This window comes from Companilactobacillus keshanensis (genome assembly GCF_003946205.1).
Lineage (GTDB): Bacteria > Bacillota > Bacilli > Lactobacillales > Lactobacillaceae > Companilactobacillus > Companilactobacillus keshanensis.
The window spans coordinates 86,607-108,696 of record NZ_RHOS01000006.1; the positions used below are offsets into that span (position 1 = coordinate 86,607).

Consider the following 22,090-nt stretch of genomic DNA (forward strand, 5'->3'; position numbering starts at 1 on the left):
CTATATCAATGATGTTTTTTATTTTTCAACGGCATTGAAGTCAACTTCGGCACTTGTCATACGTCCGAACATATCAACATCAACTTTTAATTTGCTGTGATCAGCATCAATTTCTGTAATTTTACCAGTCATATTAGCAAAAGCACCCTCGATGATCGTAACTGTTTCACCGACTTCAAAGTCATTGCCTTGATCTTTAATGCTAATACCTAGGTCATTTAGAATATGGTCAATTTCTTCTGGTAGAAGTGGTGCAGGTTTACTACCTGAACCGTGACTTCCAACGAATCCTGTAACACCAGGTGTGTTACGAACGATAAACCATGATTCATCACTCATAACCATTTCAACCAAAACATAACCTGGGAAAGTCTTCTTCATTTCTGTCTTAGACTTACCATTCTTTACTTCTGTTTCTTCTTCTTCTGGCACTACTGCACGAAAAATGTAGTCCTCCATACCCATTGATTGGGCACGTGATTCCAAGTTTTCTTTAACTTTATTTTCGTAACCTGAGTATGTATGTAGAACATACCATTGTTTATCTCCAGCTTCAGCCATAATTTCCTCCAAAAAATCAAAATAAAAAAACTCCGAAATAATTCGAAGTTTTCGCTTAGTTCAATACTAGCAAATTTCTCAATTAGTTACAAACCTATTTGCCCATTAAGAAATGTTGTAGTATTGATAACATGCCCCAATCGATCAGAGCTAAAAAGGCAGCGTATATTAATGATGTAGCAATAACTGTCCATGTATCACGTCTATTTTCTTTAAATGTAGGCCAAACAACAAGTTTCATTTCTTTTTTGACACTACCGAAAAATTTGAATAATTTCATTTAGTCCTCCAGTTTAGCGTGTTTCTTTATGTAACGTATGTTTTCCACAATGCTTGCAAAACTTCTTAACTTCAAGACGTTCTGTTCTATTTGGATTTTCAGAGATTGTGTAATTTCTTGATCCACAAACGCTGCAAGCTAGTGCTACTTTTCTTAGTCCCATTGAATTCTCCAGAATCTATGCAGTTTATTATCTTGTTAATTGTAGCTTTTTAAATATCAAAAGTCCAATAATTTTAGTGCAATTGGCTTTTGATCTTGGTTTTACAACGACTAGTCGCTCTGATCATTTGTTCTTTGCTACACTGAGCTGACAAGCATGCATCTTCAAATTCAATTTTGCCTAATAGAAACTGTAACGCCAACGCTTCTCGGTGACTTAAATCATTAAAATAACCTTCTAGGCAGTTAACGAGATCAACCATTTTTGTGTGTTGATTTGAGATGAATGACTGATTATCTTCGACTAAATATATTTCAAATGAATTTGCATTCTGATTAGCCTGACGTTTATCAGCATTCTCCCTACGAACAATATCAATAATATGATTCTTAAATCTCATTTTAAAAAAACTGCCAAATTGTGATCCATTACTACCATTGAAAATCATACAGGTTTCATGGCAGACGATGAATGCCTCCTGATACCAATCATTGCGATCATAACCGTGGATATAATATTGCTGAAATAAATTCTCTATCATTGGTCTATAACGTTTGATCAATTTTTGCAAAGAGTCAGAATCATTTCCTCGCTTAACCATCGAAATAAGATCGGTCTCAGATATATTCATAAAAGGTCCCCTCTTTTATGAACGATTTTTCTATTTAAATTTATCATTGGATGGTTACTAATATAAAGAGAACATTAGTTCATTAAAACTTCGTTATGCTTGATACTGAATTGATTATTTCACAATATAAAAAAAGCCAGATCCTCAAAGGATTCCGACTTTAATGTCTTGAAGCAAATGCTTGATACAACAATACGCCAGTAGCAACACTGGCATTTAAACTCTGGACATGACCTACCATCGGAATACTCAAAGTCTGATCAACTTGCTTTTGAACGAGTGGTGAGACACCCTTACCTTCGTTACCGATAACCAAAGCAACAGCACCTTTGGCATTCCAATTACGGTAGTTGTCTCCTTCCATAGCTGTACCAAAAATCCAAACGTTCTCTTTCTTCAAGTCCTTAATAGTATTAACTAAATTAGTAACACGTACGACTGGAACATGCTCGATTGCACCGGTTGATGTCTTAGCAACAACTGATGTCAAGCCAGTTGAGCGATGCTTAGGTACGATTATTCCGTGGACACCTACTGCATCGGCAGTTCTCAAAATTGATCCCAAATTATGTGGATCTTCAATCCGATCCAAGATCAAAATGAATGGATCTTCATTTTTATCCTTGGCAGCCTTGAATATGTCATCAAGTTCTGCATATTGATATGGTGCAATGTATGCCGCCATCCCTTGGTGATTGCCACCATTAGTGATGTCATCCAACTTTGCTTTGGGAACTTCTTGCACAATCAACTTACTGCGCTTACCCAATTCAATAACTTCACCGATATGTGAACTCTTTAGACCCTTTTGAACTAATACTTTATTAACACGTTGTCCAGCTGTAGGCGATTTTAATAGTTCCACAACTGAGTGATGTCCAAAAACTAATTCACTCTCTTCATTATCATTCGAATTGTTCTGCATCAGTTTCCCCCGATTCTACTTTTTTAATACACCAAAGAATTAATTCTTCCAAACGTTTTTGATCTTTTTTTATATCTAAATAGCCGATCAAGGCTTCAAAGCCAGTTGACATATGATATGTCAAAACACCAGTATTCTTAGCTTTTGTATACTTCTTAGCATTACGGCCATTCTTATAGATCCTGATTTCTTCATCAGATAAAATATTTTCCTCTAACATCAAGTTTATAAGTGCCGCCTGAGCCTTAGCTGAAACGTAGTGTTTAGCCTTTTGTTGCAACAGATTTACCTTAGTAATATTCAGATCTAAAAGATGTCTACGAATATAAACTTCATAGGTAGCATCACCTAAATATGCCAAAGTAACACCGTTTAATTGTTCAATTTTAACCATTAATGTGCCACCGTGTTCCCTGTGGAGTGTCTTCAAGGATGACACCCATTTCTTTTAATTTATCTCGTAATTGGTCACTCATTGCAAAATCCTTGTCTGCACGTGCTTGATCACGTTGGTCAACCATCTTTTGAATTTCATCTGACAAATCTTGTTGTTCGTCAAATTTGATACCCAAGATACCACCAAATGAAGCCATTTCATCTAAAATAGCCTTGGCACTATCAACATTGATTTCATCTTGAGAACTGTAATTATTTGCTAAACTGACTAATTCAAAAATCTCAGTTAAACCATTTTGAACATTAAAATCATCATTCATGGCCTCCTGAAACTTGTTAGAAATAACTACTAATTGATCTTTGATTCCATCATCAGCAACACCACTGGCATCATCTAATCTGAATTGTAAATTATTGTAAGCTGTCTTGATCTTCTCAAAGTTATCAGCTGCCTTTTGTAAATTGGATTGTGAATATTCCAAAGGTCTGCGGTAATGAGTTGAAGATAAGAAGAAACGCAATACTTGTGGATCTACTTTCGTTACAAGGTCGTGCACTGTAACAAAGTTTCCCAGTGACTTACTCATTTTTTCATTGTTCTCAACTGTTACAAAGCCATTGTGCATCCAATAATTAACAAACTTTTTACCAGTTTTGGCTTCGCTTTGAGCCAACTCATTTTCATGATGTGGGAACTCAAGATCTTGACCACCACCGTGAATATCAAAAGTATCACCTAAGTATTTAGTCGACATAACTGAACATTCAATATGCCAACCAGGACGTCCTTCACCCCAAGGTGAATCCCATTTAATCTCATTAGGCTTAGCCTTTTTCCACAGAGCAAAATCTACTGGATCTTGTTTCTTATCAAACTCAGCCTCACCAACATGCTCACTTGCACCTTGAACTAATTGATCGATATCTTGACCTGATAATTCTCCATAGTGTTTGAATTTACGGGCACGATAGAAGACATCCCCCTCTGATTCATAAGCATAGCCTTTTTCAATCAGGTCAGAAATAAATTCAATAATCTCTTTTATATTATCTGTCGCACGTGGATTGATGGTAGCCCTTTGAACGTTCAATTTTCCCACATCTTCATAGAATGCTTTGATAAATCTGTCAGCTACGGCAGGCACGGTTGTACCTTCACGATTTGCTTCTTTGATCATCTTGTCATCAACATCAGTAAAGTTAGATACAAAGGTTACTTTGTAGCCCAAATACTCTAAATAACGACGGATCGTGTCAAAGGCTACTATCGAACGAGCATTACCAATATGAATATAATTATAAACGGTTGGACCACAGACATACATGTGAACCTCATTTGGGACGATTGATTTAAATTCTTCTTTTCGGCTTGTCAACGTGTTGAATATCTTTAGCATGATTTCTCCTTCCCATATATAAGTTATTTCAAAAAAAGAGGTCGAGGCAAATTGAGCCTTCGACCTCTTTTTTATTTATTCAAATTTAGTTCATTTGTGACAAAGTAGTATCAATATTAGTTAATGCCTTTTTGCGACCAACTAATTCGATAGCTTCAGCAATTGCTGGACCATGCATTGTACGCGTAGCAGCAATTCTAGCTGGCATATAAAGTTTTCTACCCTTAACACCTGTATCTGCACGAACCGATTGGATAGCAGCCATGATTCTTGATGCTGTGAAGCGATCTAGTTTCTCAAGTTTAGTACGTAAGTCTTCAATCGCTGGACGGGCGTCATCGTCTACTAATTCTTTTTGCTCATCATCTGTCAAAACATCTGGTTGATTGAAGAAGACATCTGATAGATCAACAATTTGTTGTGTAAAACTCATTTGTGGCATATACAATTCTGTTAAATGTCTTACCCATTGAATAGTATTTGTATCCGGATTTTCTGGAATGCGTTTTGCCTCGATCAAGTTCTCAAGTGTTAAGTCTGTGATTTCACTAACATCAGCTGTCTTAACATATTGATTATTGACCCATTCCAATTTCTTTTGATCAAATTTAGCTGGTGACTTACTCAAACGGTTTTCATCAAAGATTTTGATAAATTGTTTACGTGTGAATAATTCATCCTCACCCACTGGTGACCAGCCTAATAGAGTAATGAAGTTAAACATAGCTTCTGGCAAATAACCTAATGCACGATATTGTTCGATAAATTGTAGGATCGATTCATCACGTTTACTTAACTTCTTACCAGTTTCAGTATTGATGATCAAAGTCATATGACCAAATCGTGGAGCTTCCCAGCCAAGTGCTTCATAAATCATCAATTGTTTTGGTGTGTTAGCAACGTGATCATCACCACGAAGAACATGACTGATTTCCATCAGATGGTCATCAATAACAACAGCAAAATTATACGTTGGCATACCATCACGTTTTTGAATGATCCAATCTCCACCGATAGTGTCGGAATCAATTGAAACTTTACCCTTAACGATATCATCCCACTCGTAATCTTTACCCTTTGGAACATGGATTCTGACAACTGGTGTCAAGCCGGCATCTTTAGATTCTTGGATCTTAGCTGCCTTTTCTTCTTCACTCATACCAGCAAATTCATATTCATAATGAGGCATTTCTCCGCGAGCTTCTTGATCCTCACGCATTTTAGTTAGTTCGTCTTCAGTCAGATATGATTCGTAAGCTAGACCTTTATCAAGTAATTCTTGGATATATTTTTGATAAATTTCTTTTCTTTCAGATTGACGATAAGGACCGTAATCTCCACCGATATCAGGACCTTCATCCCAATCGACACCTAACCATTTAAGGTTTTCTAGTTGACTTTGTTCTCCGCCTTCAACATTACGTTTTGTATCTGTATCTTCGATACGGATAACAAAAGTCCCCTTATGTCTTCTTGCAAACAAATAATTAAAGATTGCAGTTCTAGCGTTACCAATATGCAAATGTCCTGTAGGACTTGGTGCATATCTAACTCGTACTTTACTATCTGACTTTTTTGCCATTTCTATTGACTCCCCTCTTATTTTGCGAATTGTTCTTAGGATTTTTCTTTTCCTTTGAACTATTCTTAGTGCTTTCTTGGATACCATTCATAGAATGCTTAGGTTTTGCAAAAATCATTTTACCAGCATCTGTTTGCAGTGCACTAGTTACAACGACGTCGACCTTTTTATCGATGAAGTATTTCCCATCTTCAACGACGACCATCGTTCCGTCTTCTAGGTACGCAACGCCTTGTTCTCGTTCAGTACCCTCCTTTATTACATTAACAGTCATTGTCTCTCCTGGCAAAACCATAGGTTTTAAGACTTTAGCTAGTTCGTTAATATTCAGGACCTGAACGTTTTGAAATTCACTCACCTTACTTAAATTATAATCATTTGTAATTACAGCGCCACCAATTTCTTTAGCTAATTTAAGTAATTTCATATCAACTTCAGGGATATTATCATAATCTCTGGTTGTTGTTTCATAATTTATTGTTTGATCCATTTTGATCTCATTTAAAATATCCAAGCCACGACGACCACGTTCACGCTTTTGATTATCGCTAGAATCAGAGATCAATTGCAATTCATGAACCACGAAATCTGGGATCATTAACTTTCCTTCAAGAAAACCCGTCTGCGCAATTTGATGAATCCTTCCATCAATAACGACTGATGTATCAAGGATCTTATATGGATAAAAATCTTTTTTAGATTCTCGACGGGTGATTTCACCATTGAAATCTAATCCCTCATTTTTATCAGTATTTTTTCGCTTGTTTATAGAAAAACTACGCCAATCATTTCTTCGACTTGTCCCCATTCTGAAGCCAAGGAATCCAAAAATAATCATTAATATTGGAGGAATAATATTAGCAAACATATTGTGCATCATATAAAAAGGAATCGAAATGATGTTTGCTAAAATTAATCCACCTATCAAGAAAAGTGCACCAAAAATTATCCATCCAGGAGAACGGGAATTAAGATACTTTTCAATTCTAGTATTTAAGTCAGATATTGGTTTAACAAATAAAAATGATAACAAATATAAAATAATCCCACCAATAATTCCATCAACATAGCCATTATTCAACCATCTGATATCTGACATACCAGTAACTATCCATAATGTTGGTAAAACCGTTATACCAACAGCTATTCCAAGCAATGCGAAAATAGCGTTTATCAAAATTTTTCGCATAGAAAACCTCCTAGTTAAAAACTTTATTCATTGCTTCTGTAACTGTAGAAACTCCAATAATTTGTATCGTGTTATCCTTTGACCAATCACCAAGATTGTTCTTTGGAATAAAAATTCGTTTGAAACCCAATTTTTCCGCTTCGTTAACTCTTTGATCGATCAAATTTACTCGTCTAACTTCGCCTGTTAGACCTATCTCACCAACAAAGCAATCCGTTGCCGGAATACCTAGATTCTTGTAACTTGAAGCCACTGCCATAGCCAAGGCTAAATCAATTGCCGGCTCATCTAATTTTACACCACCAGTTGATTTTAAATAAGCATCTTGGTTTTGCAACATTAAGTTACCACGTTTTTCTAAAACTGCCATAATAACTGACACTCGATTATGATCCAATCCCGTTGCTGTGCGTTTAGCATTTCCAAAGATCGTTGGAGAAATCAAAGATTGGATCTCAACTAAAATAGGTCTAGTTCCTTCCATAGATACTACAACAGCCGAACCATTAGTATCAGTTAATCTTTCCTCTAAGAATATTTCAGAAGGATTATCGACCTCGATCAGACCTTGAGTCCTCATCTCAAAAATACCAATTTCATTAGTTGATCCAAAACGATTTTTAACTGAACGTAAAATACGATAACTATGGTGCGTGTCACCCTCAAAATATAAAACTGTATCCACCATATGCTCCAAAACTTTAGGCCCAGCGATGGCTCCACCCTTTGTTACATGTCCAACAACAAAAACCGTAATATTCTGCTGTTTAGCAATATTCATCAACTCTGCCGTAACTTCTCTGATCTGTGACACACTGCCGACTGCTGAAGTGATCTCTGGTTCATCCATTGTCTGAACTGAATCAATAACTAAGTAATCAGGTTTAATATCATTGATAGTCTCCCTGATGTAGCTCATATCAGTCTGCGGATAGACAAATAGGTCATCCCCATTAATTCCTAAACGATCAGCGCGCATCTTGATCTGTGAAGCACTCTCTTCACCAGAAACATATAAAACTTTACCACCAGCATCTTGTAATTGACCTGATACTTGCATCAATAAAGTTGACTTACCAATACCAGGATCACCACCGATCAAGATCAATGATCCTGGTACGATGCCTCCTCCCAAGACACGATTAAGTTCTGACATCTTAGTTTTAACACGTTCCTCTTTTGAGAAAGAAACGTTATTCAAACTGATAGGTTTAGACTCTAGATCACTTGTCCGACGGCTGGGAGTGGCCTGAGCAACTTCTTTATGCTCAACCTCTTCTACCATCTGATTCCAAACACCACAGTTTGGGCAACGTCCCAAATATCTTGGAGAAACGTAACCACAATTTTGACAAATATATTTTGTTTTTGGTTTAGCCACTAAAAATTCCTTCCTTAACTAAATTCCAGATGAACCAAATCCGCCTTGTCTCTCTTTAAGACCGCCCTGGTCATCATCACTTGTAAGATACTTGATGAAAATCCCTTGAGCTAAGCGTTCACCCTTCTTGATTTTATAATCTACGGGGAAGAAATTGATCAATTGAATGAACAATTCTCCTTCGTTTCCTTCATTATTATAGTAATCAGCATCAACCACTCCGATTCCATTAGGAATTGAAAGTCCTCGCTTTAAAGGATTACTAGAACGACTGGCAATTATCAAAACTTCGTCATCTTGCATGTAAGCCTTGATTCCAGTTGGAACCAAAACTGGTTTGATAGATTTTTGAACTTTGTCTAATTCTAGATCTTCTATTTTACCCTTGTTAAATAAAAATTTTAAAACATTTAGTACTCCAAATTTCCAAATTGAAGGAACCACAAAATCGGCCGCACTCTCGATATCATATCCAGCAGCGCTTTTAGTCTGTCTCTTTGGCAAATTAATTTCCTGTTCACGATATTTCTCGACAATTTCAAAACCGCGTTTTTTATTCAAAATTCCAACCTCACCAAACTATTAGATACCTAAAATGATAGCATTCTAATGGATATAAAACTATCCTGAACACTGACTTTCCTCCATTAATACGGTAATATTGAATTAAAAGTTTTTAAAGGGGGCTGTTTATGGAAATAAAGTCAGAAACTAATCGTTTTTATATCGAAGAAAACGATATTTTAGTTGGCGAAGTAGGGATCACCCAAATTGATGATTTGACAATTTCGATCGATCATACTTTTGTAAACGAAAACTATCGTGGTCAAGGGTTAGCTAAAAAGTTGTTAGACTCTGCTTTAGAATATGCAAAATTGTATGACTTAAAAGTAGTCCCAGTCTGTTCATACGCTAAAGCAACTTTCAAAAACACTCCAGGGATCCAGTATCTCTTAACTAAAAACTATCAAGAACTTCTAGGAGGAGAAAAATGAATCAAGATGAACTTAAAAAAGCTGTCGGTATCAAGTCAGTAGACTTCATTCAAAGTAATTCCGTCGTGGGATTAGGTACAGGATCAACCGTCTATTATATGATCGAAGAGCTCGGCAAAAGATATCAAAATGGTGAGATCAAAAACATCGTTGGCGTTGCTACTTCATCACGTTCTCAAAAACAGGCTGAGTCATTAGGCATTCCAATGAAGGACTTAAATGAAGTTGATCATATCGACCTAACGATCGATGGCGCTGATCAAATTGATAAAAATTTCCAAGGTATCAAAGGTGGCGGTGCTGCCCATTTGCTGGAAAAAATGGTAGCTACTAACTCACATAAGAATATCTGGATCGTTGATCAATCAAAATTAGCTAACGAATTGGGCAGTTTCCCACTTCCAAGCGAGGTTATTCCTTTTGGATGCGAGAAGACATTTGCCGATCTCGAAGCCGAAAACTTGCAACCAGAGTTCCGTTTGGACGAAAATGGAAAACGTGTACTGACGCATAATAAAAATTACGTAATTGACCTCAAGATGGGATCAATCAAGCATCCACATCTTTTGGCAGATTGGCTGGATCATCAAGTTGGCATTGTTGCCCATGGATTATTTCTTGACCTAGTTAATACGATCGTCGTCGGTTATGATGATGGTCCAAAAGTAATTGAATGCAGATAAAATTAGAGGGAGAAATTTTATGACAAAAGAAATAACATCACAAGAATTGGCCAAGTTTCAAGAAAGCTTTGAACAAACTCCTGGATCTTCAGCAATAAAAAATTCCGTTGCAAATAATGGTCTCTACAAATCAAGTGAAACAATTGCTTCTAAAGTAGCTATGGATCCTATTTTTTCGGTTGACATCGATACCGGCGCAGTTGCTGATCAAAAACAATCGGGTCTTTGCTGGGTCTTTGCAGCTTTAAATACAATGAGACATCCTTTACAAAAAGATTTCAAGATCAAAGGTTTTGAATTATCTGAAGGATACATGTTGTTCTGGGACAAACTAGAAAAATCCAACTTCTTCTTCCAAAACGTGATCAACACAGCCGACCTACCAGTTGGCGACAGAAAAGTTGACTTCCTAATGACAACGCCACAACAAGATGGTGGACAATGGGACATGGTCATGGCACTTGTTCAAAAATATGGTGTCGTTCCTAAGAGTGTTATGCCTGACACCTTCAGCCGGACTAAATCAAATGAGCTTAACACTGTTTTGAACACTAAACTACGTAAAGATGCGATTATTTTGCGTAACTTAGTTAACAAGAATGAATCAGAAACAGATGTCGAACGTCAAAAAAATGAAATGCTAAGTGAAATTTATAAGATCTTAGTTTATTCAGTTGGCGAGCCACCCGCTAAATTCGATTGGGCTTATCGTGATGACGACAAAAAATATCACAAAGAATCAAATATCACACCTCAAGAATTCTTCAAGAAGTATGTTGGTTGGGACTTAGATAACTATGTTTCAACTATCAATGCTCCAACTGATGACAAACCATACAACCACGTTTATACCGTAGAAATGTTAGGTAATGTTGTCGGCGGACGTCAAGTACGTCACTTGAATCTTGAGATCAATGACTTTAAAGACTTAGCCGTTAAACAATTGCAAAGTGGCGAAGTGGTTTGGTTCGGTAGTGATGTTGGACAAAGCTCTGACACAAAGGTTGGAATCATGGATACAAATATCTACGACCTTGAAGGCCTTTTAAATACTGATCTTGGGCTTACTAAAGCACAACGTCTTGATTATATTGAAAGTATGATGACACACGCTATGGTCATCACTGGTGTAGATCTTGATGAAAATGGCAAACCACTCAAATGGAAAGTTGAAAATTCATGGGGTGAAAAAGTTGGTACTAAAGGTTACTTCGTCATGAGTGATTCATGGTTTGACGAATATGTTTACCAACTCGTTATTAATAAGAGCCTTCTTAGTGATTCACTAAAAGAAACTTTTGAAACTGAGTCTAAAGATCCTAAAGTGCTTGCACCATGGGATCCAATGGGCGCATTAGCATAATTATTTTATAACCGCTTACGCGGGTGAGTAATTCTATACAAATATATATCGAGAAAATAAAATCCCTAGATACACAGATTTAATAGTAAATCTTGTATATCTAGGGATTTTTATGTTCTTCTTATTAATACAATATTCAAAATTCGGCTACCAAAAAGCAGTCCAGTTCCCTATAGCTCATAAGAAATTTTTAATCCTCTTTCTTGGTTGCGTTATTCAACAGCAATGCGCCAATTACAAGCAACACTAACAAAACTATAAAGCCGTGTTGTGAACCAATCGCGGTCTTTTCGGCACGGCTAAAACTATTAACAGAAGATTGAGAAATGGCTACAATGGCCGAAATTATTGATGTTCCAACTGCTCCGGCAAATTGTTGTACTGTATTGAATAAACCATTGCCATCCGCACTATCTGACTGTTGTAATTTATTGATTCCATTAGTCATCGTATTGCCGAAACTAGTACCTATTCCGACCATATATAGAATGTAGAAACTCAGGATCGACCAAACAATTAAACTTCTGCCCGAAATTGCAAAAATGATCATAGCTAATATCTGCAAACAAGAACCAAAAATAATTGGTCTTCTTGCTCCCAAATTGTCTAACAAAATCCCACTTACAGGAGCAAACATTGCCCCAATGGCCGCACCTGGCAAAACTACTAATCCGGCCATCAAGGCCGATTTGTGATCTACCAATTGAATATAATTAGGTAAAATAAATGACATCCCCAAAGCAGACATTTGAAATAGGAAAAATGCCCCCAGGTGTTGTCTGAACAGCTTATTTTTTAAAACTTTTAAATTTAATAATGGTTGCTCAACTTGGTTTGAACGTTTCATAAACAGCATCAAAAATACTATTCCTAAAATTACTGGGATCAAAAACATTCCTAAACCTTTTGATAGATTACTGAAACCAATAATTAGACCAATAAATGTTAACGCTATATAAAAAACACTCAAAAAATCTAAATGTGTTTTAACTGGTTCTTGTACTTGTTTAATAGCATATATACCGATGATTAGAGCAATAATGATAACTGGTATCAGTAATCCAAAAATACTCCGCCATCCAATGGCATCAACGATAACACCTCCAAAAGTTGGTCCAATTGCTGGAGCTACGGCTGTTATTAAAGTTCCGATCCCCATTAAGAAGCCAATTTTATTTCGAGGTGCTTGCTCCAATATAATGTTGAACATCAATGGCAGAGCGATCCCAGCACCGATTCCTTGGACAACTCTTCCAATAACCAAAACTAAAAAGGCGGGTGCCAAAACATCGATCAACAAACCGCTCGCAAATAGTGAAGCTGCAAAGGCAAATAATTTTTTATATGTAAATCTATTCTTCAGAAATGCCGATAGAGGCATCATGATGGCAGCCACCAATAAATAACCAGTTGTCATCCACTGAACTGATGAAGTCGTCACATTAAATTCCTTCATTAAAGTTGGAAACGTAACATTTGTGGCCGTTTCGACAACCACCCCACTAAACGATAATAATCCTGTAGCAACGATCGACAGGATCAATTTAGCATTCAAGCCTTTATTCACTGATTTTCCTCCTCATTGATTGTTAGAATTCAAACTAACCTTACTTGTTATAACACATATCTTTATAAAATCTCTAGAAAAATATGTTAGAATTCTAACAACGAGGTGATCTTATGAATCGTAAATTTGGTACTCTTATCAAACAAGCTAACAATTCTGTAACTAGAAACGCTGATAAATTTGCACAGACACTGGGATTAACAAGTGTTCAAATTAGTATTATTGATTACTTATCAAGGGGTTTGGACAATCGAGCCATCTTTCAAAAAGACATTGAAAAAGAATTCAATATTAGACGTGCAACTGCTACTAGTGCTCTCAAATTAATGGAAGAAAGAGATTTGATCGTGCGCATTTCCGTAGAACAAGATGCTCGATTAAAACAAGTTCTACTTACTCATAAAGCAAAAAAAATTTCAAAGCAGATCAATAATTACTTCGATCAAACGGAAGAAATTATTATTGATGCATTGGGAACAGACAATAAATCAGTAGTTTTCAATGGACTATCAAAAATTATCACCCAATTATCAGACTGATCACGCATTACTTTTTGACAACTTCACAAATCAAATAGTAATTGTGAATTAATTATCTTATACTGAAGGCATGAGTCATAAATAGATTAAGGAGATGTTTTGTTATGCGTAATAATCAATTTGCTATTCGTCCCACTGATTTTGATACTCAAATTAAGGAACTGAAAGAAATTAGATTCTTAAACAAAGACAATGAGGCTGAAAATAGTCCAAGTAAACTCTTAAAGAGCTTTCTAAAACTTGGTTATCCCGAGATAAAATCTGACCAAGCACTTGCTCACAGATTGCATTCTTTGCAAGCTACTGAAGATTCAGACGCTTACGATTATTTAGAGAATAATGAACAAGTATCTGTACTCGCCTTCTATAATATTGCTCTTCAACTTCTACAATTTAATCCGGATGTGGACTTTACTTTTTCTGATCCACTGGAAGCTATGAAAAAGATTCAATTAAAAGTTTCTGATCATAAAACTGACAAATTTGATCACGATGAGATAATTTCAGCCTGGTACTGGCTATTAGCTACCCATACTAAGAATGGTCAATCCTTCATTGACAGATTGGCTACTCAAGGTTATTTTGTACCATTCTATAAAGACACAACTAAACAACTACTTTTCAATGGTAAAACCTTGCCCATATTTGATCCACATAAATTAATCCGTGAGGTCGTCTACGTTGAATCACCACAAGACACTGATCACGACGGTAAACTAGACTTACTAAAAGCCGAAATAATTCGCCCCGCCCAAACGCAAAAAGGTCTAAAAGTTCCAGTTCTCTATACTGCCACTCCTTATCTACAAGGTACTAATGATGAAACAGGTTTGGAAATGACTCACAATGTCAACGTTTCTTTACGCCATAAGGAACCAAACGACACTAAATATGAAGACATTGAATATCACACACCTGACGAGAAACTACCTGACAAACGTATTGTTAATGGTAGTGCAACTGAAGCCGAAGAAGGATTTATCAAAGACCTCTGTTACAGTTTAAACGACTACTTCTTGGCTCGCGGATTTGCTGTAGTTTACGCTTCAGGTGTTGGTACTAGTGACTCTGATGGTATGCGTACTACCGGTGGTCCTGAAGAAACAACTTCTACAATTGCCATCATTGAATGGTTAGCCGGAAATCGTATTGCATTCACAAATCGTGTCGACAACATTGAAATAAAAGCTTGGTGGTCAAATAAATCAGTTGGTATGACTGGACGTTCTTATCTAGGTACATTAGCTACCGCTGCGGCAACTACTGGTGTTGAAGGCCTAAAGACTATTGTTACTGAAGCCGCCATTTCTAGTTGGTATGACTACTATCGTGATGGCGGACTTGTCATTGCTGCTGGAGGTTTTCCTGGTGAAGATGCTGACGTTCTAGCTGAAGAAACCTTTAGTCGTCGCCTAAACCCTGGTGATTTCCATCGTATCAAAGAAGCCTGGGATGAAAAATTGATTGAGTTAAATCACGATCAAGATCGTGATACTGGTGATTACAACACTTATTGGGATGCTAGAAATTATCACAAGAACTTTAAGAATATTAAAGCCGATGTCCTAATGGTTCATGGTCTAAATGATTGGAATGTTAAGCCAAGAAACGTTGAACGACTCTGGAACGGTATCAAGAATAACAATATTGTTCAAAAAGCGATCCTACATCAAGGTCAGCATATTTACATCAATAATTTCCGCTCAATTGACTATACAGACATGATCAACCTATGGATGACACATGAACTATTAGATGTCGACAATCAGGCTGAAAAAATCTTGCCAGATGTTATTATCCAAGACAATATCAAGCCAGAAACATGGGATACTTATGACAACTGGAGCGACCCTGAGAATCCTCGCAAAGTTTTTAATTTAGCACCTGATAAACTAGCTGACAAACCTTCTGATACAACAGTTTCCTTCAAGGATTCTCTATCAGATGATCAATACTGGGCTTATTCAAAAGATAACGATGCATGGCAAGCTGATCTTCTAAAAGATGACAGTCCTCTAAATGACAATCGTTTAGTTTTCAAGACTGATAAATTATCAGATAACATGACTTTGGATGGAATTCCAAAACTTGATTTAACTGTTTCATCCAATCAAGATCTTGGGATGCTAAGTTTCCAACTAGTTGATTATGGTAAAGCAAAACGCCTCAACGTTTCCCCTTCCGTTCTCACACCAAACGGAATCGATGAGACCTTTGACTGGAGAAAAGATGACCTTAGAGAATTTGAATTAGGTAAAGAAACAGCCTCAAAGATGATCACTAAAGGACATATCAATCTTCAAAATCGTCATAACCCATATAAGAATGACGAATTAACACCTGATAAGTTCTACGATCTAAGCGTTTCATTACAACCTAACTTCTATCATCTATTAAAGGATCATCAATTAGGATTAATCATTTACGCAACTGACTTTGGAATGACAGTTCGTGGCAATCAAGATTTGAAGTACAGTTTTGAATTAGAGAATGCCAAACTATCAATTCCACTTCACAAACAAAATTAATACCAGACTTCAATGATCCTCATTAACAAAGCGCTTACTAACTAGACCAAAATTAAAAGGTTTCATGTGCTCTTTTCTAATGTTATAATCACGCTTGAACTGTTTATTTGGAGATTATTTATAATGGAAAAACGTGAATTGAATTCTTTAAAAAATAATCCTCGTTCAAAAATGAGTTTAGCGGGATTTCTGATTGCTCTAGGAATTGTTTATGGAGACATCGGAACCTCGCCTCTATATGTTATGCACTCATTAATGGTGGGGAATGGTGGATTAAGTAAAATGTCCACCAATTTTATTTTAGGTAGTGTTTCCTTAATATTTTGGACACTGACCATAGTTACCACGATCAAGTACGTGCTGATTGCTTTGCGTGCCGATAACCGTGGTGAGGGTGGTATCTTTGCCCTCTATACTTTAGTTAGAAAGCGTGCCAAATGGCTGATAATTCCAGCTATGGTTGGAGGAGCAACCTTCTTGGCTGATGGTATGATGACACCAGCTGTTACTGTTACGGCTGCAATTGAAGGCTTAAAGGGGATCTCCTTTAATAACAACGTCATGATTCATAATCAGACACAAGTTATCATAATTACTTTGATAATTTTGTCGACGTTGTTCTTCATTCAAAGATTCGGAACACAATTGATCGGTAGAGCTTTTGGACCGATAATGTTAGTCTGGTTTGCCTTTTTGGGCTTAATGGGGCTGTACAACATCTCCTTTGATTGGACTATTATTCGTGCCCTAAATCCTTACTACGCTTTTGAATTGCTGCGCAGCCCGATTAATATTCGTGGTGTTTTCATTTTAGGAAGTATTTTCCTAGCCACGACTGGTGCTGAAGCACTTTATTCTGACATGGGACATGTTGGCCGTTCTAATATTTATACTAGTTGGCCTTTTGTTAAGATATGTCTCTTGTTAAGTTATTTAGGTCAAGCCGTTTGGTTGTTACGTGTCAAAGATAACCCTGCCATGCAAGCAATGGATTCAATGAATCCATTCTATCAATCAATGCCTGACAATTTACGTGTCTTTGGTATCTTCCTATCGGCCATGGCTGCTATCATTGCTTCGCAAGCTTTGATCTCTGGATCATATACCCTGGTTTCAGAAGCTATCAAACTGAGAATTTTCCCACGTTTGAAGACTTACTACCCTACTAATTTCAAAGGACAGCTATATATTCCGACTGTTAACTCAATTATCTGGGTCGTTTGTATGTTTATCGTCGTTTACTTCCAAAATTCTGAAAACATGTCGAATGCTTACGGTTTGGAAATTACGATCACAATGCTGATGACGACTATCTTGCTACATCAGTGGTTACTAATGAAGCGATTCAATCGTTTGTTAACATCATTAGTTATTGGTTTCTTCTTTGTTATCGAGAGTATCTTCTTTGTAACAAACAGTAGTAAGTTCATTCATGGTGCTTATATCACTATGTTCATCGCCGCTGTTTTGATTAGTGTGATGTTCATTTGGAGATATGGTGACCGTCTAATGGATGACAATACTTTTAGAAGCCACTTTGCATCATTACTAGCTTTCAAGCATCAATTAAATGACCTTAGAAAAGATCCAAGTTATCCACTTTATACAACTAACTTGGTTTACTTGACTAAAGTTCACGACGGCTATCGAATCAAGAAAAACATTCTTTATTCGATCTTAGACAAACGGCCAAAACGTGCTGAAGTCTACTGGTTCGTAACAGTAAACGTTACTGATGAGCCGTACACTGCAGCTTACAGTGTCGAGACTTTCGATACTGACTACATGGTCAGCGTTCAATTATATCTTGGCTTTAGAGTCGACCAAAAGGTTAACGTCTATCTAAGACAAGTCGTGCAAGATCTTATGGCCAGTGGTGAGATCAAATCACAACCACAAAAATATACCACCATTCCTGACCGTCAGGTTGGTGACTTCTCATTCGTTCTTATCAAAGAAGTTCTTTCACCTGACACAAAGATCAGCAATGTTAAAAAAGGTATTATTAGACTTCGTCTATTACTACAAAAGTTCATTTCTCCTGCTAACTGGTTTGGATTATCCTACAGTGATGTGTTGGAAGAACGTGTTCCTTTAGTTTTAGGCAAAGTATCGCTAAATCGTCTCAGATTAGTCAGAAAGGATAGCTCCGCATTACGAGATATCCCAATTGATCAACCTATTGATGACGACGATGATGAATAAAAAGATGGATCGATTATTTAAAATAATCGGTCCATTTTTTATTCTATTCGATTGGATTTAATAATATTCAACTTGTCGTCCAGTTCATAAATCAATGGCTTCCCATTAGCAACCTCTACCCCATCAATATCTTTATCACTAATATCTTCAAGATATTTGATCAAAGCGCGGATGGTACTGCCATGAGCTACTACTAATTGATTTTTACCCTCTAAAAGGCGTGGTGCGATCGCATCAACATAGTAAGGTATAATCCGCTTATAGGCTTGAAACAGGCTCTCAGACAACGGCATGACCCTTGGATCAAGATACTTATATGGTCCCACATTTTTATCTGGTTCAGCTAACTTTGGCGGCATCGTATAATAGCTTCTACGCCACAGTCTAACTTGCTCAACACCATATTCAACACGAGTTTCATCTTTATTCTGCCCGCGTAATGCTCCGTAGTGTCGTTCGTTTAAGCGCCAACTTTTGGTAATCGGCACATAATTGATATTAAGGTCATCTTGGATCAAATAAGCTGTCATAATGGCCCGTTTTAAAACAGACGTATGAACATGTTCGATCCCTATACCTTGCAATTGTTTTGCAGCTTGATGTGCTTGCTGCTCTCCCATTTTGGTAAGATCAACGTCGCTCCAACCGGTGTAACGATTTAGGGCATTTGCAATACTTTCCCCATGTCTTACCATAATTAGTTTTACCATATTTGTGATGTTACCAACTTTCTTGAAAGATACCTATTATATATTATCACAATCGTTATTTTCATTTATTAATGAAAATAAAAAAATCGCCCCCAAGGCGACTTATGTATATTATTCTTCTGTATTATTTAGAGACTGCCGGTTTAGCAACAACTCTAATGGGCTGAGCTACATCAATAGTATCAGAGAATCTATTTGTAATATAGTCCCTCATACCGTCACGTGCTTCTTTCTTAGAAACGTTGTGACAGACGCGCTTCTTAGCAATTCGCTGGCCTTCTTTATTCAAAAACTTGCAAGTGACCTCATAGTCGCCATGATTACCAAAAAACAACATCATTGTGACCCCCTTTTATATTGATAGAAACCCCACATGTTTCGACCAGATATTTATACCATTTTTTTCGAGGGCGTTCAATACTTTTTGCCTTTTTTTATCGAAAAAGATTTTTCTACTTTTAGTTAAAAAATTATCGCAAAATGACTATGATAATAGCCACCAATTAAGTTACTATAAGGGTATATACTTTGGGGGTTTTAGACCATGAATAGACGTCACCAAAAAAATAATTCTAACTTAACTCGTCGCGCATTACGTAACCGTAAAAAACCGTTCTACAAAAAGAAGGGTTTTATTACCATCATTTCTTTATTAGTTATTTGTTTGATCGGTGGTGGCGTTTATTTATTTAACAAAGACAACTCAAATGCTACTCCAAAAGTTGAGAATAAAGCCTCCAGCAAAAAAACTGATATCAAACTAAAAAAAGTCACACCCAAGAAAAAAACTGCTGATAAATCGAAGAAACAAGATCCTCAAACTGTAAAAGATGAAACAAAAACTGACGAAAAAAAGGACGAGGCTAAGAATGCCGGATCTGATGACAAATCAATTAAGAATGCCGGAACTTACAATGCACTCTCTTATACTAGCGATTGGTTCACTTTCAAACTATCAAACGACGTAAAGCTCATTAAAGATGCAAACGGAGACGCAGCTTTGATGATCAATTACAATTACACCAATAAGACACAATCACCTCAGAATCCTTCCCAGATCCAATCTAAGTACATGATCTTAAAACAAGATGATCAACAATTGTCAGCAACTCAAGCCACTGGCGATTATGCTGGTATCGTTAATTCAAGTAATAACGACCAAGTACAACCAGGTAAAAGCTTTGACGGCGCACTCTTAGTTAAGGTAAATAGTACAGATGACGACGTTATAATGTCATTCCTAAATATTCAAACTAATCAACCAATTCAAACAACACAACCATTCAAACTCAGCTAGCGCTTTTAAATACATCTAAAAAGCTCTGACAAGGACGATCGACTGTCATACGGACAATTAGTCGTCTTTTTTAATATGCTCTTAGAGACTCAAATATTAGGCTTCTGAGATATAGACTATTATTATTAAAAAGTACTTGCTGTGGAACGCGTTTCATAACTTAAAATACAAATTGTAAGTCAATCGAGTTACTTACACCCTTCTTATCCAAATGGCTATTTTAAAATAGCCCAAAATAAAAAACGTTTATCAAATAAAAAATTTGATAAGCGTTTTTCTATTATTTCTTCTTGTTTTTCTTTTTACGTGTGAAAAGATTCTTAACACCACGTTTAACAACATCATTAAAACTCAATGATTGGACGATATCTTTTGGATCAATATACTTTCTGATCGTTCTAAGAACCTTTTTGGGGTCTTTTGAAGAGAATGCATACATTCCGTTCTTCTTAGTTTTTAAAGCATAACGAGGTATCCATTTACCCTTGAATATGATAGAAACGACGACTTTGTCGACTTCCTTCCAAGGAATTTGAATATAATTTTTAGTATCTCTATCACTATAAAATTCAAATCCCTTATCACCGACCATGATCTTGCCATACTCCGACATACCAACATGTGAAGTCCCATCTATGACAAGGTCAGACTTTGTATTGATTGACTGGACCATTTGATTTACTCCATTCTTTCTCTAATTAATTGTCATTATACACCTATGAATTTTTCGGTTAAAAAAAAGATGAACTCCAAAAGAGTTCATCAAATTTATAGATCCAATTATTACATAACGTGGAGTACGTGTAGTAAGACACCGACAACGAACAAGCCAAGAATGATAATGATTGGTGAAACTTTTTTCTTTAATAACCACATACATAAGAATGTTAGAAGTAAGGCAGCTAAACCAGGTACCAAACTATCCAAGTTATCTTGTAATGTTGTTACTTTATGTGCAGTCAATGAAAGACCTGCCTTTTGTTGGATCAATGCTTCTTTGACACCTTGTGCACCTGCTGGTAAATGAGCCCAGTCGATGAAGGCACCCTTATCAAGTTTAACTGTTGAAACGGTTGGTGTGAACTTAACAACAACCCAACGGTTAATCAATGACCCTAGGATAAACATACCTAGAATCGAAGCACCTTTAGTAATGTCTTGTAGCAAACCACCAGACATATCTTCTGTGATCTTTGAACCGGCTTTGTAGCCAAGTTCTTGTGTATACCACATGAATCCCATACGAATAGCATTCCATACAACGAAGTAAATGATTGGTCCTAAGATATTACCTGTCATAGCAAGTGATGCTGCTAGAGCACCAACGATAGGCTTAACAGTGAACCAGAACACTGGATCACCAATACCAGCTAGAGGACCCATCATACCAACTTTAACACCTTGAATGGCGACGTCATCAACGGGTGCACCGTTAGCACGTTCCTCTTCAAGAGCCATAGTAACACCTAAAATAGGTGAAGCTAAGTAAGGGTGAGTATTAAAGAATTCCAAGTGACGCTTCAATGCTGAGGCGCGGTCTTCTTTAGTAGTATATAGTCTCTTAAGTGCTGGGATCATTGAATATGCCCAACCACCGTTTTGCATACGTTCGTAGTTCCATGAACCTTGAATGAAGGTTGAACGCCACCAAACGGCTATACGATCTTTTTTAGTTAACTTTAATTCTTCAGCCAATTT

23 protein-coding genes are annotated in these 22,090 nt (G+C 36.7%); 7 read left to right on the forward strand and 16 right to left on the reverse strand.

Features of this window, described 5'->3' with window-relative positions; all coding sequences use genetic code 11:
- Positions 1 to 18: 18 nt before the first annotated feature.
- From nusG to EKM64_RS05175, 11 genes are all read right to left on the reverse strand, one after another.
- Positions 19 to 561: a transcription termination/antitermination protein NusG gene (gene nusG / locus EKM64_RS05125; protein ID WP_125676268.1), complete on the reverse strand. Its 543-nt coding sequence runs from the start codon at positions 559 to 561 to the stop codon at positions 19 to 21.
- 94 nt (positions 562 to 655) lie between these two features.
- Positions 656 to 841 (reverse strand): preprotein translocase subunit SecE, encoded by a 186-nt coding sequence (gene secE, locus EKM64_RS05130; protein WP_125676271.1) that lies wholly within the window; start codon positions 839 to 841, stop codon positions 656 to 658.
- Positions 842 to 854: 13 nt separating this feature from the next.
- A complete protein-coding gene (rpmG, locus tag EKM64_RS05135; protein WP_076613567.1) occupies positions 855 to 1,004 on the reverse strand; it encodes a 50S ribosomal protein L33 in 150 nt (49 codons plus the stop codon).
- A gap of 73 nt (positions 1,005 to 1,077) precedes the next feature.
- On the reverse strand, positions 1,078 to 1,635 hold the full coding sequence (locus EKM64_RS05140) for a sigma-70 family RNA polymerase sigma factor (protein WP_125676273.1): 558 nt from the start codon (positions 1,633 to 1,635) through the stop codon (positions 1,078 to 1,080).
- Between the two features lie 160 nt (positions 1,636 to 1,795).
- Positions 1,796 to 2,560 (reverse strand): 23S rRNA (guanosine(2251)-2'-O)-methyltransferase RlmB, encoded by a 765-nt coding sequence (gene rlmB, locus EKM64_RS05145; protein ID WP_125676275.1) that lies wholly within the window; start codon positions 2,558 to 2,560, stop codon positions 1,796 to 1,798.
- The gene (locus tag EKM64_RS05150; RefSeq protein ID WP_125676277.1) at positions 2,541 to 2,954 is read right to left on the reverse strand and encodes a Mini-ribonuclease 3; all 414 of its coding nucleotides are present in this window, start codon (positions 2,952 to 2,954) and stop codon (positions 2,541 to 2,543) included. Before EKM64_RS05150 ends, rlmB begins: the two co-directional genes overlap by 20 nt.
- Complete coding sequence (gene cysS, locus EKM64_RS05155; protein ID WP_125676279.1) at positions 2,947 to 4,353, reverse strand: cysteine--tRNA ligase; 1,407 nt, start codon at positions 4,351 to 4,353, stop codon at positions 2,947 to 2,949. The genes EKM64_RS05150 and cysS overlap by 8 nt, the downstream gene beginning before the upstream one ends.
- Before the next feature lie 85 nt (positions 4,354 to 4,438).
- Entirely contained in the window at positions 4,439 to 5,935 is a 1,497-nt protein-coding gene (gltX, locus tag EKM64_RS05160; RefSeq protein ID WP_125676281.1) for a glutamate--tRNA ligase, read from the reverse strand.
- Positions 5,916 to 7,124, reverse strand: coding sequence for a PIN/TRAM domain-containing protein (locus EKM64_RS05165; RefSeq protein WP_125676283.1), 1,209 nt, complete (start codon positions 7,122 to 7,124; stop codon positions 5,916 to 5,918). The genes gltX and EKM64_RS05165 overlap by 20 nt, the downstream gene beginning before the upstream one ends.
- Positions 7,125 to 7,134: 10 nt before the next feature.
- A complete protein-coding gene (gene radA, locus EKM64_RS05170) occupies positions 7,135 to 8,505 on the reverse strand; it encodes a DNA repair protein RadA (RefSeq protein ID WP_125676285.1) in 1,371 nt (456 codons plus the stop codon).
- 18 nt (positions 8,506 to 8,523) lie between these two features.
- Positions 8,524 to 9,066: a dCTP deaminase/dUTPase family protein gene (locus EKM64_RS05175; RefSeq protein ID WP_125676287.1), complete on the reverse strand. Its 543-nt coding sequence runs from the start codon at positions 9,064 to 9,066 to the stop codon at positions 8,524 to 8,526.
- A gap of 131 nt (positions 9,067 to 9,197) precedes the next feature.
- Here EKM64_RS05175 and EKM64_RS05180 point away from each other — a divergent pair, with 131 nt between their 5' ends.
- Genes EKM64_RS05180 through EKM64_RS05190 form a run of 3 tightly spaced genes read left to right on the forward strand, consistent with a single transcriptional unit; the run spans position 9,198 to position 11,546 of the window.
- Positions 9,198 to 9,500 carry a GNAT family N-acetyltransferase gene (locus tag EKM64_RS05180; RefSeq protein WP_125676289.1) on the forward strand — a complete coding sequence of 101 codons (303 nt, stop codon included), beginning with the start codon at positions 9,198 to 9,200 and terminating at the stop codon, positions 9,498 to 9,500.
- Positions 9,497 to 10,183 (forward strand): ribose-5-phosphate isomerase RpiA, encoded by a 687-nt coding sequence (gene rpiA / locus EKM64_RS05185; protein WP_125676291.1) that lies wholly within the window; start codon positions 9,497 to 9,499, stop codon positions 10,181 to 10,183. The genes EKM64_RS05180 and rpiA overlap by 4 nt, the downstream gene beginning before the upstream one ends.
- A gap of 19 nt (positions 10,184 to 10,202) precedes the next feature.
- A complete protein-coding gene (locus EKM64_RS05190; protein ID WP_125676293.1) occupies positions 10,203 to 11,546 on the forward strand; it encodes a C1 family peptidase in 1,344 nt (447 codons plus the stop codon).
- 190 nt (positions 11,547 to 11,736) lie between these two features.
- Here the strand turns inward: EKM64_RS05190 and EKM64_RS05195 are convergent, their stop codons facing one another.
- Positions 11,737 to 13,113, reverse strand: coding sequence for a DHA2 family efflux MFS transporter permease subunit (locus EKM64_RS05195; protein WP_125676295.1), 1,377 nt, complete (start codon positions 13,111 to 13,113; stop codon positions 11,737 to 11,739).
- 113 nt (positions 13,114 to 13,226) lie between these two features.
- On the opposite strand from EKM64_RS05195, the gene EKM64_RS05200 reads away from it, so the two are divergent.
- The 3 genes from EKM64_RS05200 to EKM64_RS05210 all read left to right on the forward strand — a co-directional run bounded on the left by EKM64_RS05200 (position 13,227) and on the right by EKM64_RS05210 (position 18,385).
- Positions 13,227 to 13,652, forward strand: a complete 426-nt coding sequence (locus tag EKM64_RS05200) for a MarR family winged helix-turn-helix transcriptional regulator (protein ID WP_125676298.1) — start codon at positions 13,227 to 13,229, stop codon at positions 13,650 to 13,652.
- 104 nt (positions 13,653 to 13,756) lie between these two features.
- On the forward strand, positions 13,757 to 16,180 hold the full coding sequence (locus tag EKM64_RS05205; RefSeq protein ID WP_125676300.1) for a Xaa-Pro dipeptidyl-peptidase: 2,424 nt from the start codon (positions 13,757 to 13,759) through the stop codon (positions 16,178 to 16,180).
- A gap of 123 nt (positions 16,181 to 16,303) precedes the next feature.
- Positions 16,304 to 18,385: a KUP/HAK/KT family potassium transporter gene (locus EKM64_RS05210; RefSeq protein WP_125676302.1), complete on the forward strand. Its 2,082-nt coding sequence runs from the start codon at positions 16,304 to 16,306 to the stop codon at positions 18,383 to 18,385.
- Between the two features lie 38 nt (positions 18,386 to 18,423).
- On the opposite strand, the gene EKM64_RS05215 is transcribed toward EKM64_RS05210, so the two are convergent.
- Both EKM64_RS05215 and EKM64_RS05220 read right to left on the reverse strand, forming a co-directional pair.
- A complete protein-coding gene (locus EKM64_RS05215) occupies positions 18,424 to 19,095 on the reverse strand; it encodes a 2,3-bisphosphoglycerate-dependent phosphoglycerate mutase (RefSeq protein ID WP_125676305.1) in 672 nt (223 codons plus the stop codon).
- A 124-nt stretch (positions 19,096 to 19,219) separates the two neighbouring features.
- Entirely contained in the window at positions 19,220 to 19,435 is a 216-nt protein-coding gene (locus EKM64_RS05220; protein WP_225420961.1) for a hypothetical protein, read from the reverse strand.
- 204 nt (positions 19,436 to 19,639) lie between these two features.
- On the opposite strand from EKM64_RS05220, the gene EKM64_RS05225 reads away from it, so the two are divergent.
- Positions 19,640 to 20,392: a DUF5067 domain-containing protein gene (locus EKM64_RS05225; RefSeq protein WP_125676307.1), complete on the forward strand. Its 753-nt coding sequence runs from the start codon at positions 19,640 to 19,642 to the stop codon at positions 20,390 to 20,392.
- Positions 20,393 to 20,672: 280 nt separating this feature from the next.
- On the opposite strand, the gene EKM64_RS05230 is transcribed toward EKM64_RS05225, so the two are convergent.
- Positions 20,673 to 21,065, reverse strand: a complete 393-nt coding sequence (locus EKM64_RS05230; RefSeq protein WP_125676309.1) for a DUF956 family protein — start codon at positions 21,063 to 21,065, stop codon at positions 20,673 to 20,675.
- Positions 21,066 to 21,175: 110 nt separating this feature from the next.
- Entirely contained in the window at positions 21,176 to 22,087 is a 912-nt protein-coding gene (locus EKM64_RS05235; protein WP_125676311.1) for a PTS system mannose/fructose/sorbose family transporter subunit IID, read from the reverse strand.
- Positions 22,088 to 22,090: the final 3 nt, after the last annotated feature.